Here is a 22,246-nt window from a genome sequence, read left to right as displayed (position 1 = left end):
ATAAATAAACAATGATTGATTCTATTAAAAAGATGTTTTCCTCGAGTGAGTCGGGCGGTTTTCATGACGGATCTAAACCTGATATTTCCAGGGAGAAATCAGCACAGCTATATGAAAAGGCTAAACAGTATTTTCCGGGCGGAGTAAACTCGCCTGTGCGTGCCTTTAAGTCAGTTCACGGTGTTCCTTTGTTTATAGAAAAAGGAGATGGTTGCCATATCTGGGATGCAGATGGCAATGAGTTTATTGATTTCTGTTGTTCCTGGGGGCCACTGATTTTGGGTCATAACAATGAAAAAGTACGGGAGAGCGTAACGGCTGCTTTGCAGAACGGGTTGAGCTTTGGAGCGCCAACAGTTTTGGAAAATGAGTTGGCAGAATTGATTTTGCAAAACAATCGCTATCTCGAGAAGATCAGGTTCGTTAGTTCAGGGACAGAGGCCGTGATGTCTGCTATTCGGTTGGCGAGGGGCTATACTGGAAAAGACAAGATTATTAAGTTTGAAGGCTGTTATCACGGTCATTCTGATTCGTTGTTGGTTAAAGCTGGTTCGGGCTTGGTTACGTTTGGAGAAACCTCTTCGGCGGGTGTTCCTAAAAGCTTTGCTGACGAAACCATTGTTATTCCACTGAATGATAAAGAAGCGGTAAAGACGGCTTTTGAACAGTTTAAAGATCAAGTGGCGGCCATTATTATAGAGGGTATCCCAGCCAATAATGGATTGTTGATTCAGGAGAAGGAGTATGTTGAATATCTCCGCGCGATTACTACGGAAAATAAGGCTCTGCTGATCTTCGACGAAGTTATTACGGGATTTCGTTTGGGTTTTGAGGGTGCTGCCGCATATTATGATATTCAACCGGATATTGTAACGTATGGAAAAATTATTGGGGGTGGAATGCCGGTGGGCGCTTATGGTGCTTCTAGTGAAATTATGAGCTATATCTCTCCGGATGGCGGTGTTTATCAGGCGGGAACTTTGTCCGGTAATCCGATTGCTATGGCGGCGGGTATCGCGCAGCTGAGTGTCTTAAAGAGTGGTGTCTATAAATCATTAAATAATAAGACGAAGGAGTTCGTAGAGGCGCTTCGTCGTTTTGTACTTGCAAAGAACTATAAGGTAAAGATATTCTCGGTAGGTTCTATTTTTTGGATTGCCTTTACGGATCAGGAAGCAATTCGGGCTGCGTCAGATATCGATCCGGCAAGTATGGAAAAATATAAAGTAATGCATCGTGAGCTGTTGAACCGTGGTGTGTACTTTGGTCCATCGGGTTATGAGGTAGGCTTTGTTTCTCACGCACATACGAAAACAGATTTGGAAAAAACCAAGCGGGCTATCTTTGAAAGTTTAGAAGTCGTGTTTAGATAACATTCGGTTAATATGCTGATCAAACAATAAAGGCTAGAACTGAAATTCTAGCCTTTATTGTTTGAAAGATAATTTTTGCCGGGGACCGATGATTAGAAGCCTAAGCGGTCTTCAATGCTTTCTGGCTCTTCTTCCCCTTGATAATACTGATTATGATACTGGCTACAGTCTAATTCAACCTGCAATCCATTTTTTGGCAGTTCAAAGTCGCCTTGTGTATATTGTAGTACCTTATCGGCATATACTTTCTGGAGATAAAGTGCGTACACCGGCAAGGCTGCATTGGCACCCTGACCGATGGCTGTTGAGCTGAAACTGATCGCCCGGTTTTCAGCGCCAGTCCACACGCCGGTTACCAAGTCTGGCGTTATACCGATATACCAGGCGTCCGAATTGTTATTGGTCGTACCTGTTTTTCCGCCTTGCGGGTTTGTGAAGTTGAACATCCAACGGATACGGCGGCCACTTCCCTCATCCACAACACTTCGGAGCATATCTACCATGACATAGGCAGTTTGCTCGTTAAGAACCACTGATATTTTCGGATTATGTTCGTAAATGACCGCCCCGTTCCGGTCCTCCACTCTCAAAACATAAGTCGGTTCCGTCCATACTCCGTGATTCACGAAGGTAGAATAAGCACCCACCATATCATAGAGTGATGCATCAAACGAACCCAAGCTAATGGATGGTACAGGCTTTAGATCGGGGCTGGTAATTCCCATATTCTTGATAAGATTGGCAACAGGAACGGGGCCAACCTGTTGCATAATATCTACCGTCGCAAAGTTTTGAGAGTGAGCTAAAGCTTTTCGAAGGTTTATTGGCCCTCCGATAGATTCTCCGCGTGGTGTCCAGTTGCCAATCGTAATGGGTTGGTTCGGCACATTATAACAAGGAGAATAACCGTTGTCTATCGCAACAGCATAAGTAAACGGTTTTGCCGTTGAGCCGACTTGGCGAGTACCTACCTTTACTTGATCGTATTTAAAATGTTCAAAGTCGATCCCACCCACCCAGGCTTTTACATGACCTGTTTGCGGTTCCATGGACATCACCGAGTTGCGAAGAATCAGTTTGTGATAGCGAATAGAATCCATCGGTGTCATCAGGGTATCAATCTCACCTTTCCAGCTGAAAATGCTCATTTCAGTAGGCGTATTAAAGCTTTCCGTGATTTCATCTTCTGATGCGTCGTTCTGCTTCAACCACCAATACCGCCCTGATTGCTTGACACCTTGATCAAGCAGAACCTGATATTTAGCAAATGGGTCACGGTTACGGTATTCCCGGTTAAATTGTTCTTGGAGTTTTTGTAGCCATTCTCTTTGTGCCTCTTCCGCGTAGCGTTGCATGCGCGAGTCGATCGTGGTATAAATCTTCAGACCATCTCGATCCAAGTCATAAGGCGTGCCATCTGCTTTTGTCCTTGAAGTTTCTTCAAATATTTTTTTAAGTTCCTCTTTTAGGGTAGCCCGGAAATAAGGTGCTAAACCCTCGCCGTAGCTAACCGGATTGAAGGCTAAGACCAACGGTTTCGCTTTAAGCTCGTCCGCTTCCTGTCGTGAAACAAAACCAGCTTTGCGCATATTTTCGAGAACTGTATTTCGGCGTGCAAAAGAGTTCTTGGGGTTTTTTATTGGGGAGTACAGTGTTGTTCCTTTAAGCATCCCGACTAGAACCGCAGCTTGTTCGGCAGTCAGTTCAGCCGGTGTTGTACTGAAATAAGTACGAGCCGCAGATTTGATGCCGTAGGTATTATAAGCACCGAAGTCTACGGTATTAAAATACATAGTGATAATCTCTTCTTTGGTATAGTTCCGTTCTAAACGAACGGCGGTTATCCATTCCTGGAATTTCTGTATAATTCGTTTAAAGGTATTTCGGGAACGACCTTCAGAAAAAAGATTAAGAGCCAATTGTTGTGTAATCGTGCTTGCCCCTTGGCGTTTACCAACTAAATTGTAAAAAATAATGGTAAAAGTACGTTTGAAATCAATACCTGAATGTGTGTAGAATCGGATATCTTCTGTCGAAATCAGCGCATTGATCAGATTGGGTGATAGTTCTTCGTAGGTGACGTTTGATCTGTTTTGTGCGTAATAACTCCCCAAAACCTTTCCGTCTGCTGAAATAACTTCACTGGCGAGGTTGTTTTTTGGGTTCTCTAGTTCTTTGAATGAGGGGAGCGGGCCGAACAGTCCCAATCTAACAGATAAGATAAAAAGGAAGCCAAGTGCGACAGCCCCTATTATTATTTTCCAAAAATTGCGAGTATAGCGTTTGCTATCCTCTTTGGATAATTGATCGTTTTTTGTTTTTCGCTGCATTGAAACTATGGACGTTATTTATCAAATCCACTTATTGGACATATCGGTAATAGCTAATTTCGTGCCTATTTTAATCGAAATTGCCATGCGCTATTATTTATGCGTCAAAGATACGGTCTTTTATTTTTTTACAAAATAGGATATCGGTGCCTTATTGTAATGATCGTGATTCACTGAGTATATTGAGCGTTAAATGGTTAAAGCATTTCCTTATATTTGCAGGAAATTCAAACAATCGAAAAAGCATTCATTGAAAAGAAAAGTAAAAGCACTCGTTGAAGCACTGAAACGAAGGTATCAGATTAAGTTGTTGCAGGACGCGAGTTTTAAGGAAAAACTATCGATCAAAGCCCCCTTATGGATTCTCATAAGCTCCTTGGTTGCTTTTATGATGATTGTTCTTTTTATTGTATTGCTTCTTGCCCGCCATAGCCCATTGAAGGAATATTTTATGACTGACTATAATGAGAGTCGCCGAAATCTGGTGGATGCTTACAGTCGTATCGATTCCTTAAGTCGTTTGGTCGACGCGAATGATCTCTATTTACAGAATATACAGGGTGTATTGACCGGGGAAGTTGGTGAAACTATGGACCAAGCTGTTGCACGTGAGAACAAAGAAGCTGAAAAACCCGTGGAAAGTGCTCGGACTACAGAGCTTTCTGAGGATGAACAAGTGTTAAGAGACTTGTTGCTGTCGGGAACGAGCACACGAAATTTGGATGCTATCGTAGACGAGAGAGGGATCTCGTCGTATACATTTTATAGTCCGGTTAGGGGAATTGTGAGTGCTCATTACGATGAAGATACGCAGCATTTCGCTACAGACATCGCTACGAAGCTGAATGAACCGATAAAAACAACATTAGATGGTCATGTGATCTTTGCTTCTTTTACTCCCGCAACGGGTTATGTAATTATTGTCCAACATATTGACAACTTGATATCCGTATATAAGCATTGTGCAGTTCTATTAAAGAAAGCTGGAAGCTTTGTGAGGGGCGGCGAAGTGATTGCGATGGTTGGTAATACAGGGGAGTTGACAACCGGACCCCATTTGCATTTTGAGTTGTGGCATCATGGGAATCCGGTCAATGCAGAAAACTACATAACATTTTAATTTAAACTGAAATGGTTAATAAGGATAGACGATCGACTGAACAGGAAGGCAAAGGAAATCAACTAAGTAGATATGCCTACTATTCCGGTCTGGGCTTTCAGATGATTGCCATTATTGGTGTGTTTACTTTTATTGGATATAAGATCGATGCATGGCAGGGAAATGAGAAACCCATATTTACGGCTGTCTTGAGTTTAGTTGGCGTTTGTTCAAGTCTTTATTCGGTGATAAAGTCTGTTAATAAGAAAAAACCCTAAGAATGACCATACCTAAGTTTATAGTGTGTTTTTTTCTATTTGCGATTGGCGTTTTCGTAGGTCCATATGCGCTGCAATATTTCTTAGCAGCTGATCTGATTTCTGAATATTATATACCGTTATTTGTTTTTCTTTTTGTGCTGACAACGATTGTCTATATAATGTCTTTTTTGGGTATTAAAAAGGGGGGGCAAACCTCCGTTTTGACTATACTGGGAGGGCTTACTTTGAAGATGATATTCAGCTTAGCGATGGTTTTCGTGTTACTTTTAAAAAGTACTGATAATCAAAAGGTTTTAGCTGGAAATTTTTTTTATATATATTTCTTATTTACACTCTTTGAAGTTATCTGTTTGTTGCGTAACTTGCGCGACCAAAATAAAATGTAAAAACACGGAATAGATGGAATTCAGCCCTATTTTTAATTTGAGGAGTACAAGGTTTATTGCGTTTTTCGCACTTTTTTTCGCTTTTTTCACTGCAAATGCCCAAGCTGACGCTCAATCTCAGGAAACTACTCATGAAGAGATTACCGAGGATGGGGAAGAAGTTGATATCAACGGTTTTATTTTACATCATATCGCTGATGCCCACGAGTTTCATTTTTTCGGTGAAGGGGAGAATTGGAAAGGTTTACATCTTCCGATTATCTTGTGGACGGACAAAGGGCTGACGGTATTTTCTTCCAAAAGATTCCAGTTGGATAATGAAGGGAAAGTAATTGTCGAAAGCAACGGGCAACGCTTTACCCGTTATCATAATAAAATCTATTATGCTTCAGATGTAGAATCACATGGTTCTTATCTGGAAATGGAGACAGCTGCGGATGGTCATCACGAAGTATTGAACGCGAAACCATGGGATTTCTCGATTACAAAAAATGTATTTACGATATTTTTCTCAATTATTGTATTGTGTATTCTGTTTATTGGTGTCGCTAATTCATATAAGAAGCGTGAAGGCAAGGCTCCGAAAGGATTCCAGTCGCTGGTAGAACCGATTATTATTTTTGTACGCGACGATATCGCCCGCCCGAACTTGGGATATAAGTATGAGCGTTTTATGCCCTATTTGTTAACTGTATTCTTTTTTATCTGGTTTAATAATATGTTGGGTTTGGTTCCCTTCTTTCCAGGTAGCGCAAATGTGACCGGGAATATTGCAGTTACGATGGTATTGGCGGCTATTACCTTTATTATTACAACAGTAAATGGTAATAAGTATTATTGGGCACATATATTTAAACCACATGTGCCTTGGTGGTTATATCCGTTAATGATCCCAGTTGAAATCATCGGTATGTTTACTAAACCGATTGCTTTGATGATCCGTTTGTTTGCAAATATTACGGCTGGTCATATTCTCGTATTGGCGCTGATTTCACTGATTTTTGTTTTTAAGTCGGTAGCAGTTGCTCCCGCATCTTTACTCTTTGTTTTGTTTATTTCATTGATCGAATTGTTGGTAGCTTTTATTCAGGCTTTCATCTTTACAATTTTATCGGCGCTGTTTATAGGTATGGCGATTGAAGAGCATCATTAATAGAACATTATTGTTAAACTAAATATATAAATTAAATTAAAATGACTGGAACGTTAGCTGCAATTGGAGCCGGGTTAGCCGCAATCGGCGCCGGAATTGGTATCGGAAGAATTGGTGGTTCTGCAATGGAAAGCATTGCTCGCCAACCCGAAGCTGCTTCAAAGATTCAAACTGCAATGCTTATTGCTGCTGCCCTTATTGAGGCGGTTGCTTTATTCGCAGTGGTTGTTGCCTTCTTGGGTAACTAAGAGTAAAAGAAGAATTGATTGGTGGGATTGCCGCCAATTAATTCTTTCTATTTAGTGATAATGATAGTTAATTAATACGATATACAATGGATTTAGTTACCCCAGCGGTTGGTTTAATATTTTGGCAGACTTTAGGATTCCTGGTTTTGTTATTCCTTTTGACAAAATTTGCTTGGAAACCCGTAATGAAGTCAATTAGCGATCGTGAACGCTCAATTGAGGAAGCGTTGGATTCAGCCGAAAAAGCAAAAGAGGAGATGGCTCGCTTGACAAACGAAAATGAGCAGTTATTGATTCAGGCGCGAGCAGAGCGTGATCAGATTTTAAAAGAGGCAAAAGAGTTAAAAGATCAGATTGTTTTAGATGCTAAAACTTCTGCTGAAGAAGAAGGGGCTAAAATGTTGGAAAAGGCTCGATTGGAAATTGAGCATCAGAAAACCTTAGCCCTGGCGGAAGTTAAAACAGAAGTGTCTGGTTTAGCGCTGGACATTGCACGTAAAGTGTTAAAAAACAATTTTGAAGATCAGGCCAATCAACAGAAATTGGTTGATGAACTATTGAAAGACATTAAGTTAAATTAAGGGTCTATGTCAGAATTTAAAGTTGCTTCGCGTTATGCAAAATCTTTAATTGACTTAGCAAAAGAGCAAAACGCTTTGGAAGCTATTCATGGAGATATGCTACAGGTAATTGATGTGATCAAATCAAACTCTAATTTGCGCGCCGTGTTGAAAAATCCAATTATTAAATTGGATAAGAAAGCGAGCATTTTGAAAGAGATATTTGGAGAAAGGGCTCACAAATCTGTAGCTGCCTTTTTTGATCTGTTAGTTAACAAAGGCAGAGCGGGGGTGATTTACGCAACGGCAAAAGAGTTTATTTCGGAATATAATCGTGAAAAGGGAATTGTGGAGGCAACTGTTGTTTCCGCTGCTCCTTTGTCAAAAGAACATCAGGAAGAAATGATTGCTTTGATTAAGAAAGATTACGGTAATCAAGTAATTCTTACAAATGAGGTGAATCCAGATTTGATCGGAGGGTTTATTCTTCGCGTTGGAGACAAACAAATTGACACAAGTATTGCTGGCCAACTAAATAAATTAGAACAGCATTTATCAGAATAAATAACACATTTAATAAATAATTATGGTAGAGGTAAGACCAGATGAAGTATCAGCAATTCTCAGAGAGCAATTGTCAAACTTTAAATCAGAAGCCGAACTTGAAGAAGTAGGTACCGTATTGCAAATCGGTGACGGTATTGCTCGTATCTACGGTTTAACGAAAGTTCAATCTGGGGAATTAGTTGAATTTGAAAATGGCCTGAAAGGTATCGTTTTGAACTTAGAGGAAGACAACGTGGGTGTGGTGCTGCTTGGATCCTCTGACGAAATCAAAGAAGGTGATACCATCAAAAGAACCAATAAGATTGCATCGATTCAGGTAGGCGAAGGCATGCTTGGGCGTGTTGTTAATACCCTAGGTGAGCCAATAGACGGTAAAGGGCCGATTACTGGTGAAACTTTTGATATGCCTATTGAGCGTAAGGCGCCGGGAGTAATTTTTCGTGAGCCTGTAACCGAACCTCTACAGACAGGTGTTAAAGCGATTGATGCCATGATCCCGGTTGGTCGTGGACAACGTGAGTTAGTGATTGGTGACCGCCAAACTGGAAAGACAGCGGTTTGTATCGATACGATTATCAATCAGAAAGAATTTTATGAAGCAGGTGAGCCTGTTTATTGTATATATGTTGCTATCGGGCAAAAGAATTCAACAGTGGCTAACATTGTTCGGACATTGGAAGAAAACGGTGCAATGGCTTATACAGTTGTAGTTGCTGCTTCTGCTTCTGAACCTGCTCCAATGCAGTTCTATGCTCCTATGGCTGGTGCTGCGATTGGTGAGTATTTCCGTGACTCAGGACGTCCGGCACTAATCGTATATGATGATTTGTCTAAACAGGCAGTTGCGTATCGTGAAGTATCTTTGTTACTTCGTCGTCCACCGGGTCGGGAAGCTTATCCTGGAGATGTGTTCTATTTACATAGCCGCTTATTGGAGCGCGCTGCAAAGATTACATCGGATGATGAAATTGCAAAAACGATGAACGATCTGCCAGAATCGATGAAGGACAAGGTGAAAGGAGGAGGTTCTTTGACAGCTTTACCTATCATTGAAACTCAGGCAGGGGACGTATCTGCCTATATTCCTACAAACGTAATTTCGATTACTGATGGACAGATATTTCTTGAATCGAATCTGTTTAACGCGGGTGTACGTCCAGCGATTAACGTTGGTATTTCGGTGTCTCGTGTTGGGGGTAACGCGCAGATTAAATCAATGAAGAAAGTGGCGGGTACATTAAAGCTTGATCAGGCACAGTATCGTGAGCTGGAAGCTTTCGCTAAGTTTGGTTCAGATTTAGACGCGGCTACCAAAGCAGTATTGGATAAAGGCGTTAGAAACGTAGAAATACTAAAGCAACCACAGTTTTCACCGGTATCGGTTGAGAAGCAAGTTGCGATTGTTTACGCTGGGGTAAAAGGTCTGTTTAGAACTGTACCTGTAGAGAAGGTTAAAGAGTTCGAGAAAGAATACTTACAACAGTTGGAATTACGCCACCCGGAAGTTCTTAGAGAGTTGAAAAGTGGTAAGTTCAATGATGACTTAACCGGTGTATTAGAGAAGGTTGCCAAAGAGCTTGTTGCTAAATATTAATATAGATTTTTATCGATACTAAGAAATGGCGAATTTAAAAGAAGTAAGAAATAGAATCTCATCGGTAACCTCTACTCAGCAGATCACAAATGCCATGAAAATGGTTTCAGCTGCAAAGTTGAAGAGGGCTACCAATGCGATTGTTGACTTACGGCCTTATGCCACTAAATTAAAAGAGATTTTATCAAACCTTTCAGCTAGTATTGAAGGGAATGCTTCTCCTTATCTGGATAATCGGAGTCCGGAGAAAGTGTTACTTATTGTAGTTACCTCAAATAGGGGCTTAGCAGGAGCATTTAACTCGTCAATAATCAAGGCAACTAATTTGTTGATATCTCAAAAGTATAGCGAACAGCATAAAAAAGGAAACGTAAGTATTCTTGCTATTGGTAAACGTGGGCATGATCATTTCGCTAAGGCTAACTATGCAATGATTGGCAACCATACCGAATTATTTTCGCAATTAAACTTTGAGAATACTTCAATTATTACAGAAGAAGTAATGAAGGGTTTTGTGGAAGGTGATTATGATCGGGTTGAGATTGTCTATAATCAGTTTAAGAATGCTGCTGTGCAAATTTTGACGACTGAACAACTCTTGCCTTTAGAACCAGCTGTACGAGAAGAAGATGAGACTCAGACTGAGGTGGATTATATATTTGAACCCTCAAAAGCAAAAATTACTGAGGACTTGATCCCAAAATCGATTAAGATACAATTGTATAAAGCTGTTTTGGATTCTCATGCATCTGAACATGGTGCGAGAATGACGGCAATGGATAAAGCAACAGAAAATGCTGGCGAACTATTGAAAGCGCTGAAACTTTCTTATAACCAGGCAAGACAGGCGGCTATTACAACCGAGTTAACGGAAATTGTTAGCGGTGCAGCAGCTCTTTCAGAAGGCTAGTCTGGGTAATAAAATTTCTAAAAAGCCCTTGCTTATCGCGAGGGCTTTTTTGTTGTGAATAAGATTTCTAATCATTTAAATATTTTGTATTTTTGTTGCAAATAAAACGCTATGAATACGAAAATTGAACCAAGACCTCATGTAAAAACTGATAATAATGCTAATCAGACACATTATTATGTTACTCTTGTTATCGCTATCGCCATTGGTATGGCAGGCGTATTCGTAAGGTTCATTCAGGATTCTTTCTTGTTTACATCGATCGCAAACATTTTATTGATAATTGCATCCGTAATTGCTATTAGAACGGTGCTCCGTATCCTAAAATAGAGATACTGCAATAAAATACGGCTTATATAACGTGCTCTGTCCCGTTAGTCAAAGATCCTTTTAGATTCTAATGATAGTTCTAAAAGGATCTTTTGTTTTTAATGTTAATGAATTGATTAAACCTTTTGTTTTCAGGCGTGTTTAATATGTATGAAATATTTGATTATTCTTACCATAAACATATTCCTTGCGACAGCTGTCGTCGCGCAATCGGTTCCTGTAACGCATATTTCGAAAATAGAGGTTAAGAAGAAAAAGCGTGAACGAGTACCGGGAGCTGATTCGATACAACATGTTGTGATCGACACATTGATTATGCATGACCGATCTTCACTGCAATTCTATGGAAAAAAAGAGGTCACACTAGAAGTAAAGCACGCTTTTATACCTAAAAAAGCGTATATCTCAGCTACGGACGGTAAAAATAACGGCTCAGATATGGAGATAACGATGCGTTTCGACGAACTTGGGTCACTGATTGTTCTCGCCGGAGGACGAGATGCGAACAATGGGAGTCGGACTTATCCGAATGGAGATGGGGGGACAGTGACATTTAATTATCTTAGTGACGGGGTAAAACCACAGTCAGCTGATGAAAAACAAGACACATATCTGAGAATTGACACAAGAGCAGGTGGGTATTCAGTTAACGCACGGAGCGATCTATATAATATTTACAGTCGCATCGGAGGGGGCTCACGACCGCTCGGTCAGCTGCCACAGGGACAAGTTTACTCGGGATCTCCCGGTATAGATGGGGAAAGCGATATCCATGAGCTTTCTAATTTCGATTTTTCTAAATAATAATCGAATATTAGTGTGATTTTTTGGTAGATTTGGTTCGAGAGTAATATAAATTACTATGTTATTCGTTTTTTATTTATCGATATCGGCTTAAATGAAATCATATTTTAAATTTTCGACAAAAATTATTCTAGTTTTTCTCTTTTTGGTTAATTTCCATTGGGAGTCCTATGCTCAAGATTATTATGGATCAACCTATACTTATAAGCCTGTAAGTTTAGGGATTACCTTTGCTCCGAATATGAGTTGGCATCGATATGGAACTGGGGTTGATATAGAAAAAAAATGGGAGATTGGATATGGATATGGACTACTGGCTGACTTTGGTCTCTCGGAGAATTATTACTTAGCTACAGGTTTTCTTATCAATAATATTAAATCGACCGTAGACGTTGGTCCTGATCAATTGTCGACTACCTATAAGACGCAGTATGTAGAGGTTCCATTCGGAGTTAAATTAAAAAGTACACAGCGTTATTATCGAAGTTACTATGGTCAATTCGGATTTACGGGAGGAGTGAAAATAGCAGGTGATAAGGAGGTTGAAGATATGGGACGAGAAGAGTTTGATGCTAAGACTTTTCGTCTAGGTTTGGCAATTGGCGGGGGTATCGAATGGCAGTTGGATCATAAATTAAGTATGGTAACTGGGCTAACATTCAATAATGGGTTTACGGAAATTCTGGATGACGGTTATGGAAAGCCTAAAGATTCCTATCTGGCTTTTAACTTTGCTATTTTCTTTTAATATACATCATATGAACTTTGCTATTTCACAGCTAAATTTTAAGATCGCGGATTTCGTTGTCAACACCAAGAAGATCATTGAATCCATCCAAATTGCCTATGCACAGGGTGCCGATCTGATTGTCTTTTCGGAATTGGCTGTTGGAGGAACACCAGCGCTGGATTTACTGAAGTCAGATACATTCCTTGACCAAGTGGATGAAGCTATCGGCGAAATAGCGAACGCTTGTTCATCTATTGATTGTATTATTGGCGCCCCCTATCGTGAAGACGATTCAGGACTCCTTTATAATGCAGCATTATTTATCAGTAAAGGGGAGATTAAAAAGGTAATTTCTAAACAGAAACTTCGTGATCAGGGCTTGATCATGGAAACTCCTTACTTCTCACGAGGAAGCGGCGCGGACCTCATCGAAGTAAAAGGCAGTACGATTCTATTAACTCTTGAGGATATGTTAGACAATCCGCATGGTCACGCAGTTGATTTTATAATTTCGTTAAAAAATTATCCTTTTTCATACGTTGAACATGAACAACGGAAAGAAAGATTGAGAGAAACATCTAAACAGTTAGGAGTCGGCATTGTTGAACTCAATCAAATCGGCGCTCAAGGACAGTTAATATTTGACGGGCGATCATTGATTGTTCATTCTAAGGAAGAATATGCAGATGAGCTCCATGCTTTTCAAGAAGATTTTAAACTCTTTAGACTGGAAGAAAAATCTATTAAATCTTTGCAACCGCTCAGGGAAGGTCACTTTACCGAAGTCGAGTTAATATACGAGGCTTTGGTCTTAGGAATAAAAGACTATTTCCAAAAGAATGGTTTGCAAAAGGCGCTAATCGGACTGTCAGGAGGTATTGATTCGTCGATCGTTGCCGCATTGGCATGCCAAGCTCTGGGTCCGGAAAACGTTAAAGGTATCCTGATGCCCTCTATGTACTCAACCGGACATTCTGTAAAGGATGCCGAAGACCTCGCTAATAATTTGGGCTTTGAATATGAAATCGTCCCTATTAAGGGCGGATTTGATGCTTTTATGGCGACGTTAGACCCCGTTTTTCAGGATGTAGATGATTCCGATGTAGACTTGACTGAGCAGAATATACAAGCGAGGGTGCGCGCAGTTATTTTGATGGCCATATCAAATAAGCAGGGTTACATTGTTTTAAATACATCAAACAAAAGCGAAGCCGCTATGGGGTATGGAACCTTATATGGCGATTTGATTGGGTCGCTTAGCGTTTTAGGAGACGTTTACAAGACCCAAGTCTTTCAACTAGCTCATTACATTAATCGCGACCGAGAGCTTATCCCTGAACATGCAATTAGTAAACCTCCTTCCGCTGAGCTCAAACCTGGACAAAAAGATAGCGATAGTTTGCCTTTATATGACGTATTGGATCCGATTTTATATCTATTAATTGAAAAAAACCTTACCCGTTCTCAAATAGTTGCTTTAGGACACGACGAAGATGAAGTTGACAGGATCGTTCGCTTGATGAGCCGCGTCGGATTCAAGCTGTTTCAGACACCTCCAGCCTTACGGGTATCGCCCCGCGCATTCGGAAGCGGATTAAACTTACCGTTGGTAGCTAAGTTTGGCTAGGCGTCTTTCTTAATTTGATAAGGATCAGAACAAGAAAAATAAAACTCGCTCCTATACCGATATAGGCAAGATAATCTCCATGTTTGGTATAGAATGTAAGCTCTTCGTTTAGGTTGATTTCCTGTTTTAAAGCGGTAGGCTCCCACCAATTGGTATGTTGGACAATGTCTCCACGTTGGTTAATAAATGCCGAAATGCCGGTATTGGCTGAACGTGCTACCCATCGTCTGTTTTCGATAGCTCGGAGCTTTGCATATACTACGTGTTGATCTTTACCAGAGGTATTGCCCCACCAGCCATCATTAGTAACGATAGCGATAAATTGCGCCCCTTTCTGAATATATTCGCCGACATAGTCACCCCAAATCGATTCGTAACAGATGACAGGGGCGGCCCCGATTCCGCTCTGAGCGTAAAAAACGGATGGTTCTTCCTGTGATCCATAAGCCCCTGTTGCCCCTCCGAATGCTGAAAATAATGGAGTCATAAAAGATAAAGATTCCCGGAAGGGCATTTTTTCAACACCAGGAACTAACTTCGACTTGTGATAAAACTGAACTTTGCCTGTGTTCTCTAATAAAACGGCGGCATTGAACGCATCCCAATACATACCGTTTTCCAACGGGCGTGCCGAGCTTGTTTTCGCTGAATCATAGATCAGGTAACTCTCGATGCCTGATAGGATGTTGCCGTTTTTGTAACGATTTAGGAAATCTTGTAATCTGATAAAGACTCGGGATGTATGTATTGTTTCTTCGTTGGTCAATTCCGAAATGGCCGTTTCGGGCCAGATAAAGAATTCTGTGTTAGGTTGGGCTATAGAATCTGACAAACGGATAAGGTTGTTAATCTGATCCTCAACTGTCATTGTTGTGTATTTGTTGTACGGTTCGACGTTCGGTTGAACGACAACAACTTCGGCCGGATTTGTATGTTCCTCGTAGCCTACATACCGGGTAATTGACAATACAGATGGGATAATAATAATAGCCAACCAGACGAGAGGCATAATAATGCCTTTTTGCGCAATTTTGTTCCTCTTATTATTGAGCCGGTAGGTATATAGAATTTGGAAGAGAATAAGATTGCTAAGCCACACCCATATAGTGCCACCATACACGCCCGTATATTCATACCATTGCACTAGCTGATGGAATCCCGCAAAACCATTCCCTAAATTCATCCACGGGAATGAAAGGTCCCAGCTCTGATGCAGGAGCTCATAAGCAATCCAAAAAGAAATTAACCCTGCCGCAGCGATGGTGTAGCTGTATTTCTTTCTTAATTGATAATATAAGCGGAACGCAATAGCCATGAGCATGGCCCCGAGGCCAAAAGGGATGAGGGAAATCAATGCGGCAATTACAGTTGGCATGATTTCATTAACGGCGTTAAACACCCAATAGATACTTGCTGTGTTCCAGAAAAGGCATGTAATGCCCGCAGTCAGAAATATTTTTTTACCCTTCTTTTGATAAGAGCCACGCATAATCTCTTCCAACGCGAAGAGTAGTGGAATAAAAGCAATAAATAACAGCGGAGTCGTGTAGTTTAATGGTGGCCAGGCTAGCCAGAGCAAGAAGCCACTTAGTAAAGCTAGTAGATAGTTGTTTTTCACGATTATAGCTGGCTTAATAGGTCTTGCTTCTTACTATTGTATTCTTCTTGGGTTATTAACTGTTTATCATAAAGAGTTTTCAACTTCTTTAATTTCATGGTAAGTTCGTCTTCTTCCTCTTTAAGTAGGGGCTCTTCTTCTGGCATTAACTTGAAATTTTGGTAGGCTGTGTCCCGGTCGGTATCGTCAGTGACAGGATGTTTATCCTCATGCAAACGTTCTTGTTCTTGTTGCTTTGCCATGGCTTCTTTTGCGAATTGATAAAGCTTCCTGGCTTGTACTTTCGGAATGTAATCAACCGTTAAGTTCTCATCGTCGGTTGGCACAATGGTAAACTTCGCGCCAAAAAACTCCTCTTTGAAGGTAATGGTTTTAAGCTCGTTCCAATGAAAGATTTCAAAATTCGTACTCAGGCCGAGGTTGGTGGCTTCGCATAGGAAAATACGTTTATTGGTTAAAACGATCGAGTCAGGAAGAAGGTTTACAGCAGGTTTTTTTTGAACAGCTATATAAGTTACCAGTTCTCCTGAATCGAGTATGTCCTGTAGCTTGCCCAGAATCTTTTCAACCGTTTTAGGGTCTTGCTCTTCATTGATATAACGATCTATATTCATTTTCGTATAAATAATGCGTGACTAATATACCTATTTTGGCTCAATCTTTTTTATTTCTACTGATAGATCCCTGGACACAAATTACAAATTCACCCTTAATATTAGTCGATTGGAAATGGTGAAGCAACTCTTCGATACTACCTCTGACAGTCTCTTCGTACAGTTTGCTGATTTCCCGGGATACAGAAGCCGGTCGCTCTCCCCCGAAATACTCAGCAAGATCGTTCAACGTTTTGACGATTCGATGAGGTGATTCATAGAATATCAAGGTTCGCTCTTCGTTGATTAAAGCCTTTAATCTGGTTTGCCGTCCTTTCTTAATCGGTAAGAAACCTTCAAATACGAAGCGATCATTCGGCAGACCAGAATTAACCAATGCAGGAACAAAAGCTGTTGGTCCCGGCAGGCAGATTACTTCAACATTGTTTTTTATCGCTTCCCGTACAAGCAGATAACCTGGATCAGAGATGGCTGGTGTGCCTGCATCTGAAATTAAAGCGACATCCTGGCCTTCTTTTAAGAATTTTATAATTTCCGCTACCGCTTTATGTTCATTATGCTGGTGGTGAGAGAGTACTCTCTTCTCGATTCCAAAATGCTTTAGTAACGGTGCACTCGTGCGTGTGTCCTCGGCCAAAATAATATCCACCTCTTTCAATATCCGTATGGCACGATGGGTTATATCTTCTAAGTTGCCGATAGGTGTTGGAACAAGGTAGAGCATTTTGTTTTTTTTAATAGATTTATTTATTAACTATTATCTTTGCCATAAAACACAAATATATGTTGCAGATTAGTTATATCCGAGAAAACAAAGAAAAAGTTATCGAAGCTTTGAATAAGCGCGGCTTTAAGGAGCTTGGTAAAATCGATGAATTAATTGCTTTGGATGAGCAAAAGCGATCTCTTCAATCGGAATCGGATAATCTGGCGGCACAGGCAAACGCGGCAGCACGAGAGATTGGCGAATTGATGCGTCAGGGAAAGCGTGATGAAGCAGAGGTTGTCAAACAAAGCTCTGTGAATTTTAAGGAACAAATAAAAAGTTTCGCGGAACAACTTAACAAACTGGAAGAGGACTTCCAAGATCTCTTGGTAACGATACCTAACTTGCCACATGATTCCGTGCCTGCAGGTCTGACTGCGGAAGATAACGAGGTGGTTTTGCAATACGGCGATGAACCCGACTTGCAGCAGGAGGCTTTGCCGCATTGGGAACTCGCTGTTAAATATGGTATTATTGACTTTGAAACTGGAACGAAAATTTCAGGGGCAGGTTTCCCACTTTACAAAGGTAAAGGGGCGAAGCTTCAACGGGCTTTGATCAATTTCTTTCTGGATGAAGCAGATAAAGCGGGTTATTACGAGATACAACCCCCTATAGTAATCAATGAAGCTTCCGGTTTCGGAACAGGGCAATTGCCCGATAAAGAAGGCCAGATGTACTATATTGGCGAGGACAATCTATACCTTATACCAACAGCGGAAGTGCCGGTGACAAATATTTATCGGGACACAATCGTGCAAGAAGAAAGCTTTCCTATAAAACACTGTGCTTATACGCCCTGCTTTAGGAGGGAGGCAGGTTCTTACGGGGCGCATGTGCGTGGATTGAACAGGTTGCATCAGTTTGATAAGGTTGAACTGGTACAGATCGTTCATCCCGCCAGATCGTATGATACACTTGAAGAGATGAGCTCCTACGTACAGACGCTGCTGCAAAAGCTGGGTTTGAAATACCGAGTTTTACGGCTTTGTGGAGGGGATATGGGATTTACTTCAGCGCTAACCTATGATATGGAGGTGTGGAGCGCTGCACAAAAACGTTGGTTGGAAGTCTCATCAGTTTCTAACTTTGAAACTTATCAAAGTAACCGTTTAAAGGTACGCTTTAAGGGGGAAAACGGTAAGATGCAATTAGCTCATACGTTAAATGGAAGCGCGTTGGCTCTACCACGGATTGTCGCTGCGATACTTGAGAATTTTCAAACAGATAAAGGTGTTGCTATTCCGGATGTATTAAGACCCTACACCCGTTTTGATTTTATTGACTAAATAGTTGTCAAAATTTTATAAAAAAGAGCCGTGTTTAGTAACTACACGGCTCTTTCTGTATGAAGCTTAATTTTCTGATTGTTTCAGGTAGCTTCGAAGAACGTATTGGAGAATTCCGCCGTGTTTGAAATATTCGACGTCGATGTCAGAGTCTAATCTCGCTTTTGCTTCAAATTCAACGATTTCACCGGATTCTTTTTTAGCCGAAACTTTGACCATTTTGAATGGTTTCAGATCTTCCGCAATTCCGGTGATCGTAAATTCTTCTTTGCCGGATAATCCTAAAGACTCTGCGCTTCCCCCTGGAGGAAACTCGATCGGTAGAACACCCATACCCACAAGGTTACTTCTATGAATCCGTTCGAAACTCTCGGCAATCACCGCTCTGATTCCTAATAAGCTTGAGCCTTTAGCTGCCCAGTCTCTTGATGAACCACTACCATAATCTTTTCCAGCTAAAACAACCAATGGCGTATTGTCCTCTTTGTATTTCATGGCTGTATCAAATACGGTCAGGGTTTCACCCGACGGGAAATACGTGGAATAACCGCCTTCTTTGTCTGTAATTTTATTTTTGATCCGGACATTCGCAAAAGTCCCGCGCATCATGACTTCATGGTTACCACGACGTGATCCATACGAGTTGAAATCTTTTCGTTCGATACCCTGGCTAAGAAGATATTTCCCCGCGGCACTTTCTTCGTTGAAAGAGCCAGCTGGTGATATATGATCGGTTGTCACTGAGTCACCAAGAAAGAGAAGGACGCGTGCATTTTCGATATCTGTTAATGGTGTAGGTTCATGTGACATGTTTTGGAAGAACGGTGCTTCGCGAATGTAGGTTGATGAATTATCCCATATAAACTCTTTTCCTTCCGGAGCCGCAAGCTTCTGCCATTCTTCCTCACCATCAAAAATCACATCATAGACTTCTTTGAAATCTTCCTTTCGCATTGCTTCTTTGATCGTTCTGTTAATCTCGTCTTGGGTAGGCCAGATATCTTTTAAGTATACCGGGTCGCCGTTCGGGTCATACGATAATGGATGTTCGAGGAGATTAACATCGACCCGACCAATTAATGCATAAGCAACAACCAGCATAGGTGACATCAAGAAGTTCATTTTAACCTGTGGGTGAACCCGTGCTTCAAAATTTCTGTTTCCGGATAATACGGATGCGACAATCATCTCACTATTATCAACCGCTTCTGCTATATGGCGTGGCAAGGGTCCGCTATTGCCGATGCAGGATGTACATCCATAACCTACCGTATGGAAGCGCAGCGCTTCTAAGTCGGCCGATAGACCCGATCGATCTAGGTATTTCGTAACAACTTTAGATCCCGGTGCCAGACTTGTTTTTACCCACGACCGTGTGCGCAAGCCTTTTTCTACCGCTTTCCTCGCAACCAGGCCTGCTCCGACCATCACACTCGGGTTCGATGTATTTGTACAACTGGTAATGGCTGCAATCACAATGCTGCCATCGCTCAGTCGATATTCGCCATTTTTTAGTTTGATTTTAACCGATCGCAAGCTGTTTGGTTCGATCGTCAACGTATTTTCGTGATGATCGTTTTTGTCACGAACGTACTGAGTTCCCGAACCTCCTTCGTTTAGCCAAGCATGTTCCCGGCGATCGTCGAAGGGAACATAGTTTCTTTGGAAGTCACTTTTAAGTATGGAAGAGAAACTTTTATCAAGTTCCTTTACGAGAATTTTATCTTGCGGACGTTTCGGTCCTGCCACCGTTGGCTCTAGCGTATTTAGATCAAGTTCAACAACCTTGGAATATTCTATTTCTTCATTTCCGGTGCGCCAAAGCATATTTTCCTGACAATACTCCCGTACTAAATCAATCTGCTCTTGCGATCGATTCGTACGTTCCATATAGTCGAGTGTCTGGTCATCTATTGGGAAATAAGTAACCGTACATCCGAATTCAGGTGACATATTAGAGATAGTGGCCCGATCCGTTACAGTTAATTTGTTGAGGCCGTCACCAAATACTTCGACGAACTTTCCTACCACACCCGTATCTCTCAGTATTTTAGTTATTGAAAGAACCATGTCCGTCGCAGTACAACCTGCGGGGATTTCCCCGGTAAGTTTCAATCCGACTACCTGTGGGCAGGTAAAATACACGGGTTGGTCTAGCATAGCTGCTTCCGCTTCGATGCCACCAACTCCCCAACCGAGAACACCGATACCATTGACCATGGGCGTGTGAGAGTCGGTACCAACTAAAGTATCAGGGAAGGCCCAGCCGTCACGTTCTACGACCCCCTTCGCTAAATACTCGAGGTTAACCTGATGACAGATTCCCATGCCCGGAGGCACGACTGTCATGTTGGTAAGTCCTTGCTGTGCCCATTTTAACAGTTGATAGCGTTCGGCATTTCTTTCATATTCTAATTCAACATTTTTTTGATAAGAATAATCGGTTCCGAAATAATCTACCTGAACTGAATGGTCAATAACTAGATCGACTGGAATTGCGGGATTTATTTTTGCCCCATTTCCGCCTTTTCTTATAAACTCAGCCCGTATGGATGTGATGTCAACGACCGCAGGTACCCCAGTAAAGTCTTGCATAAGAACCCTGGCTGGTTTAAATGGAATATCTTTATCCGTGCCGTTTGCATCCCAATGAACGAGCGTATCAAGATGGTCGTCTGTAATAGCAAAGCCGTCATGATTTCTTAAAACATTTTCAAGCAAGATCCGAATTGAGAAAGGGAGTCTGTGGATGTTTTTCCCTTCTTCTTGAAGCTTTTTAAGAGAAGCTATTTTCTGTTTCATGGTTTTGGATTTAATATTATTAGTTATAATCCAATTTACTGAAATTTGTTTACAAAACAGCTATTTTTAAGAAAACAAGAATTTAAAATAAAAAGAAGGTGCAGGTTTAATCCTCTACAATCTCATTGTTGAAATTGGTGGTTGATGGAATATCTTCTTTGAAGTATCTTTTTTGACCGAGTAAGATAAGGATTACCCCAACTGAAATGGCGGTGTCAGCCAAGTTAAAAACAGGTCTGAAGAATACAAAATCTTGTCCACCCCAAAGCGGCAACCAAGATGGGAAATTCCCGCTAATGATAGGAAAGTAAAACATATCCACAACCTTTCCATGAAGGAAACTCGAGTATCCGCCTTCCGCAGGAAAGAGCGCAGCTTTTGTATACCAAGTGCTCTCACTGAAGATTACGCCGTAAAACACCGAATCGATAATGTTCCCTACTGCACCAGCAAAGATCAATGAAACATTCATTATTAATCCCCGGTGGTATTTGTGGCGTATCATGTGATAGAGCCCATATGCTATGGCAATAATAGCAATGATCCTAAACAATGATAACGCCAGCTTCCCGGTTTCACCACCCAATTCTAAGCCGAAGGCCATGCCGTTGTTCTCAGTAAAGTGGATGATTACCCGATCCTTAATGATATGAAACTCCTGACCTAAAGTCATATTCAACTTGATCCAAAATTTAAGGATTTGGTCAAGTAATAGCGTGCCTATAATTAGAAAAAGGGGTTTGGTGAATCCTTTCATAAGATTGTGGACAAGAAACTCTAATTTCGTTGGTTTAATTTCGCTTCCATGCTCAATGTAGCATGTGGTACAGCGCGTAAACGTTCTTTAGGAATTAGTTTTCCAGTAACCCTGCAAATTCCGTAGGTTTTATTTTCAATACGAACCAAAGCAGCTTCCAGACCTTCGATGAATTTCTTCTGACGGGCAGCTAATTGGTTAATTTGCTCTTTCTCTAAGGTTGCCGAACCATCCTCAAGCGTTTTGAACGTGCCAGCCGTGTCATCAGTTCCATTGCTATTCGGGCTACTAAGAGATTGAGTTAACGCTGCCAGCTCTTCTTTGGCTACCCTGATCTTTTCGGTGATGATGTCTTTAAATTCTTTCAGCTCACTATCGCTATACCGTGTTTTTTCTTTGTTATCCATG

The 22,246-nt window shown here is 41.2% G+C and carries 21 protein-coding genes; 14 read left to right on the top strand and 7 right to left on the bottom strand.

What is annotated here, in order from left to right:
• Window positions 1-11 precede the first annotated feature (11 nt).
• Complete coding sequence (gene hemL / locus D3P12_RS01085) at window positions 12-1,373, top strand: glutamate-1-semialdehyde 2,1-aminomutase (protein WP_118193259.1); 1,362 nt, start codon at window positions 12-14, stop codon at window positions 1,371-1,373.
• A gap of 92 nt (window positions 1,374-1,465) precedes the next feature.
• Here hemL and D3P12_RS01080 read toward each other — a convergent pair whose 3' ends face one another.
• A complete protein-coding gene (locus D3P12_RS01080; protein ID WP_118193258.1) occupies window positions 1,466-3,703 on the bottom strand; it encodes a penicillin-binding protein 1A in 2,238 nt (745 codons plus the stop codon).
• Window positions 3,704-3,953: 250 nt separating this feature from the next.
• On the opposite strand from D3P12_RS01080, the gene D3P12_RS01075 reads away from it, so the two are divergent.
• From D3P12_RS01075 to D3P12_RS01015, 12 genes are all read left to right on the top strand, one after another.
• Complete coding sequence (locus D3P12_RS01075) at window positions 3,954-4,823, top strand: M23 family metallopeptidase (RefSeq protein ID WP_157970234.1); 870 nt, start codon at window positions 3,954-3,956, stop codon at window positions 4,821-4,823.
• Window positions 4,824-4,834: 11 nt separating this feature from the next.
• A complete protein-coding gene (locus D3P12_RS01070; protein WP_118193256.1) occupies window positions 4,835-5,080 on the top strand; it encodes an AtpZ/AtpI family protein in 246 nt (81 codons plus the stop codon).
• Window positions 5,081-5,482: 402 nt separating this feature from the next.
• Window positions 5,483-6,622, top strand: a complete 1,140-nt coding sequence (atpB, locus tag D3P12_RS01060) for a F0F1 ATP synthase subunit A (protein ID WP_118193254.1) — start codon at window positions 5,483-5,485, stop codon at window positions 6,620-6,622.
• 41 nt (window positions 6,623-6,663) lie between these two features.
• On the top strand, window positions 6,664-6,870 hold the full coding sequence (gene atpE / locus D3P12_RS01055) for an ATP synthase F0 subunit C (RefSeq protein WP_118193253.1): 207 nt from the start codon (window positions 6,664-6,666) through the stop codon (window positions 6,868-6,870).
• A gap of 86 nt (window positions 6,871-6,956) precedes the next feature.
• Window positions 6,957-7,451, top strand: coding sequence for a F0F1 ATP synthase subunit B (gene atpF / locus D3P12_RS01050; protein WP_118193252.1), 495 nt, complete (start codon window positions 6,957-6,959; stop codon window positions 7,449-7,451).
• Between the two features lie 6 nt (window positions 7,452-7,457).
• A complete protein-coding gene (atpH, locus tag D3P12_RS01045; RefSeq protein ID WP_118193251.1) occupies window positions 7,458-7,994 on the top strand; it encodes an ATP synthase F1 subunit delta in 537 nt (178 codons plus the stop codon).
• A gap of 22 nt (window positions 7,995-8,016) precedes the next feature.
• Window positions 8,017-9,591: a F0F1 ATP synthase subunit alpha gene (atpA, locus tag D3P12_RS01040; RefSeq protein ID WP_118193250.1), complete on the top strand. Its 1,575-nt coding sequence runs from the start codon at window positions 8,017-8,019 to the stop codon at window positions 9,589-9,591.
• A 25-nt stretch (window positions 9,592-9,616) separates the two neighbouring features.
• Window positions 9,617-10,501, top strand: a complete 885-nt coding sequence (atpG, locus tag D3P12_RS01035; RefSeq protein WP_118193249.1) for an ATP synthase F1 subunit gamma — start codon at window positions 9,617-9,619, stop codon at window positions 10,499-10,501.
• A gap of 111 nt (window positions 10,502-10,612) precedes the next feature.
• Window positions 10,613-10,831, top strand: a complete 219-nt coding sequence (locus D3P12_RS01030) for a hypothetical protein (protein ID WP_118193248.1) — start codon at window positions 10,613-10,615, stop codon at window positions 10,829-10,831.
• Between the two features lie 150 nt (window positions 10,832-10,981).
• Complete coding sequence (locus tag D3P12_RS01025; protein ID WP_118193247.1) at window positions 10,982-11,635, top strand: hypothetical protein; 654 nt, start codon at window positions 10,982-10,984, stop codon at window positions 11,633-11,635.
• Between the two features lie 94 nt (window positions 11,636-11,729).
• Entirely contained in the window at window positions 11,730-12,383 is a 654-nt protein-coding gene (locus D3P12_RS01020) for an outer membrane beta-barrel protein (RefSeq protein ID WP_118193246.1), read from the top strand.
• A gap of 10 nt (window positions 12,384-12,393) precedes the next feature.
• Window positions 12,394-13,992 carry an NAD+ synthase gene (locus tag D3P12_RS01015; protein WP_118193245.1) on the top strand — a complete coding sequence of 533 codons (1,599 nt, stop codon included), beginning with the start codon at window positions 12,394-12,396 and terminating at the stop codon, window positions 13,990-13,992.
• Here D3P12_RS01015 and lnt read toward each other — a convergent pair.
• Genes lnt through rsmI form a run of 3 tightly spaced genes read right to left on the bottom strand, consistent with a single transcriptional unit; the run spans window position 13,979 to window position 16,948 of the window.
• Complete coding sequence (lnt, locus tag D3P12_RS01010; protein ID WP_118193244.1) at window positions 13,979-15,610, bottom strand: apolipoprotein N-acyltransferase; 1,632 nt, start codon at window positions 15,608-15,610, stop codon at window positions 13,979-13,981. The two genes, D3P12_RS01015 and lnt, sit on opposite strands and share 14 nt — an antisense overlap.
• A 2-nt stretch (window positions 15,611-15,612) precedes the next feature.
• Window positions 15,613-16,224, bottom strand: coding sequence for a PH domain-containing protein (locus D3P12_RS01005; protein WP_118193243.1), 612 nt, complete (start codon window positions 16,222-16,224; stop codon window positions 15,613-15,615).
• A gap of 40 nt (window positions 16,225-16,264) precedes the next feature.
• On the bottom strand, window positions 16,265-16,948 hold the full coding sequence (gene rsmI / locus D3P12_RS01000) for a 16S rRNA (cytidine(1402)-2'-O)-methyltransferase (RefSeq protein ID WP_118193242.1): 684 nt from the start codon (window positions 16,946-16,948) through the stop codon (window positions 16,265-16,267).
• Window positions 16,949-17,007: 59 nt separating this feature from the next.
• Between rsmI and serS the strand changes: the two genes are divergently transcribed.
• Window positions 17,008-18,279: a serine--tRNA ligase gene (gene serS, locus D3P12_RS00995; protein WP_118193241.1), complete on the top strand. Its 1,272-nt coding sequence runs from the start codon at window positions 17,008-17,010 to the stop codon at window positions 18,277-18,279.
• 66 nt (window positions 18,280-18,345) lie between these two features.
• Here the strand turns inward: serS and acnA are convergent, their stop codons facing one another.
• From acnA to D3P12_RS00980, 3 genes are all read right to left on the bottom strand, one after another.
• Complete coding sequence (gene acnA / locus D3P12_RS00990) at window positions 18,346-21,081, bottom strand: aconitate hydratase AcnA (protein WP_205941046.1); 2,736 nt, start codon at window positions 21,079-21,081, stop codon at window positions 18,346-18,348.
• A 106-nt stretch (window positions 21,082-21,187) separates the two neighbouring features.
• Complete coding sequence (locus D3P12_RS00985) at window positions 21,188-21,838, bottom strand: lipoprotein signal peptidase (RefSeq protein ID WP_118193239.1); 651 nt, start codon at window positions 21,836-21,838, stop codon at window positions 21,188-21,190.
• Window positions 21,839-21,858: 20 nt separating this feature from the next.
• Entirely contained in the window at window positions 21,859-22,245 is a 387-nt protein-coding gene (locus D3P12_RS00980; RefSeq protein WP_205941045.1) for a TraR/DksA family transcriptional regulator, read from the bottom strand.
• Window position 22,246: the final 1 nt, after the last annotated feature.

It is taken from the genome of Pedobacter indicus, assembly GCF_003449035.1.
In the GTDB taxonomy this organism is placed as follows: Bacteria; Bacteroidota; Bacteroidia; order Sphingobacteriales; family Sphingobacteriaceae; genus Albibacterium; species Albibacterium indicum.
The sequence above is the reverse complement of the archived record's forward strand: the minus strand, read 5'-3'. Positions and strand labels throughout refer to the sequence as shown.

Bases quoted from the DNA above. Each gene is read 5' to 3' on its own strand.
- hemL (WP_118193259.1), top strand. From the start codon at position 12: ATGATTGATTCTATTAAAAAGATGTTTTCCTCGAGTGAGTCGGGCGGT.
- D3P12_RS01080 (WP_118193258.1), bottom strand. From the start codon at position 3,703: ATGCAGCGAAAAACAAAAAACGATCAATTATCCAAAGAGGATAGCAAA.
- D3P12_RS01070 (WP_118193256.1), top strand. From the start codon at position 4,835: ATGGTTAATAAGGATAGACGATCGACTGAACAGGAAGGCAAAGGAAAT.
- atpB (WP_118193254.1), top strand. From the start codon at position 5,483: ATGGAATTCAGCCCTATTTTTAATTTGAGGAGTACAAGGTTTATTGCG.
- atpE (WP_118193253.1), top strand. From the start codon at position 6,664: ATGACTGGAACGTTAGCTGCAATTGGAGCCGGGTTAGCCGCAATCGGC.
- atpF (WP_118193252.1), top strand. From the start codon at position 6,957: ATGGATTTAGTTACCCCAGCGGTTGGTTTAATATTTTGGCAGACTTTA.
- atpH (WP_118193251.1), top strand. From the start codon at position 7,458: ATGTCAGAATTTAAAGTTGCTTCGCGTTATGCAAAATCTTTAATTGAC.
- atpA (WP_118193250.1), top strand. From the start codon at position 8,017: ATGGTAGAGGTAAGACCAGATGAAGTATCAGCAATTCTCAGAGAGCAA.
- atpG (WP_118193249.1), top strand. From the start codon at position 9,617: ATGGCGAATTTAAAAGAAGTAAGAAATAGAATCTCATCGGTAACCTCT.
- D3P12_RS01030 (WP_118193248.1), top strand. From the start codon at position 10,613: ATGAATACGAAAATTGAACCAAGACCTCATGTAAAAACTGATAATAAT.
- D3P12_RS01025 (WP_118193247.1), top strand. From the start codon at position 10,982: ATGAAATATTTGATTATTCTTACCATAAACATATTCCTTGCGACAGCT.
- D3P12_RS01020 (WP_118193246.1), top strand. From the start codon at position 11,730: ATGAAATCATATTTTAAATTTTCGACAAAAATTATTCTAGTTTTTCTC.
- D3P12_RS01015 (WP_118193245.1), top strand. From the start codon at position 12,394: ATGAACTTTGCTATTTCACAGCTAAATTTTAAGATCGCGGATTTCGTT.
- D3P12_RS01005 (WP_118193243.1), bottom strand. From the start codon at position 16,224: ATGAATATAGATCGTTATATCAATGAAGAGCAAGACCCTAAAACGGTT.
- rsmI (WP_118193242.1), bottom strand. From the start codon at position 16,948: ATGCTCTACCTTGTTCCAACACCTATCGGCAACTTAGAAGATATAACC.
- serS (WP_118193241.1), top strand. From the start codon at position 17,008: ATGTTGCAGATTAGTTATATCCGAGAAAACAAAGAAAAAGTTATCGAA.
- acnA (WP_205941046.1), bottom strand. From the start codon at position 21,081: ATGAAACAGAAAATAGCTTCTCTTAAAAAGCTTCAAGAAGAAGGGAAA.
- D3P12_RS00985 (WP_118193239.1), bottom strand. From the start codon at position 21,838: ATGAAAGGATTCACCAAACCCCTTTTTCTAATTATAGGCACGCTATTA.
- D3P12_RS00980 (WP_205941045.1), bottom strand. From the start codon at position 22,245: ATGGATAACAAAGAAAAAACACGGTATAGCGATAGTGAGCTGAAAGAA.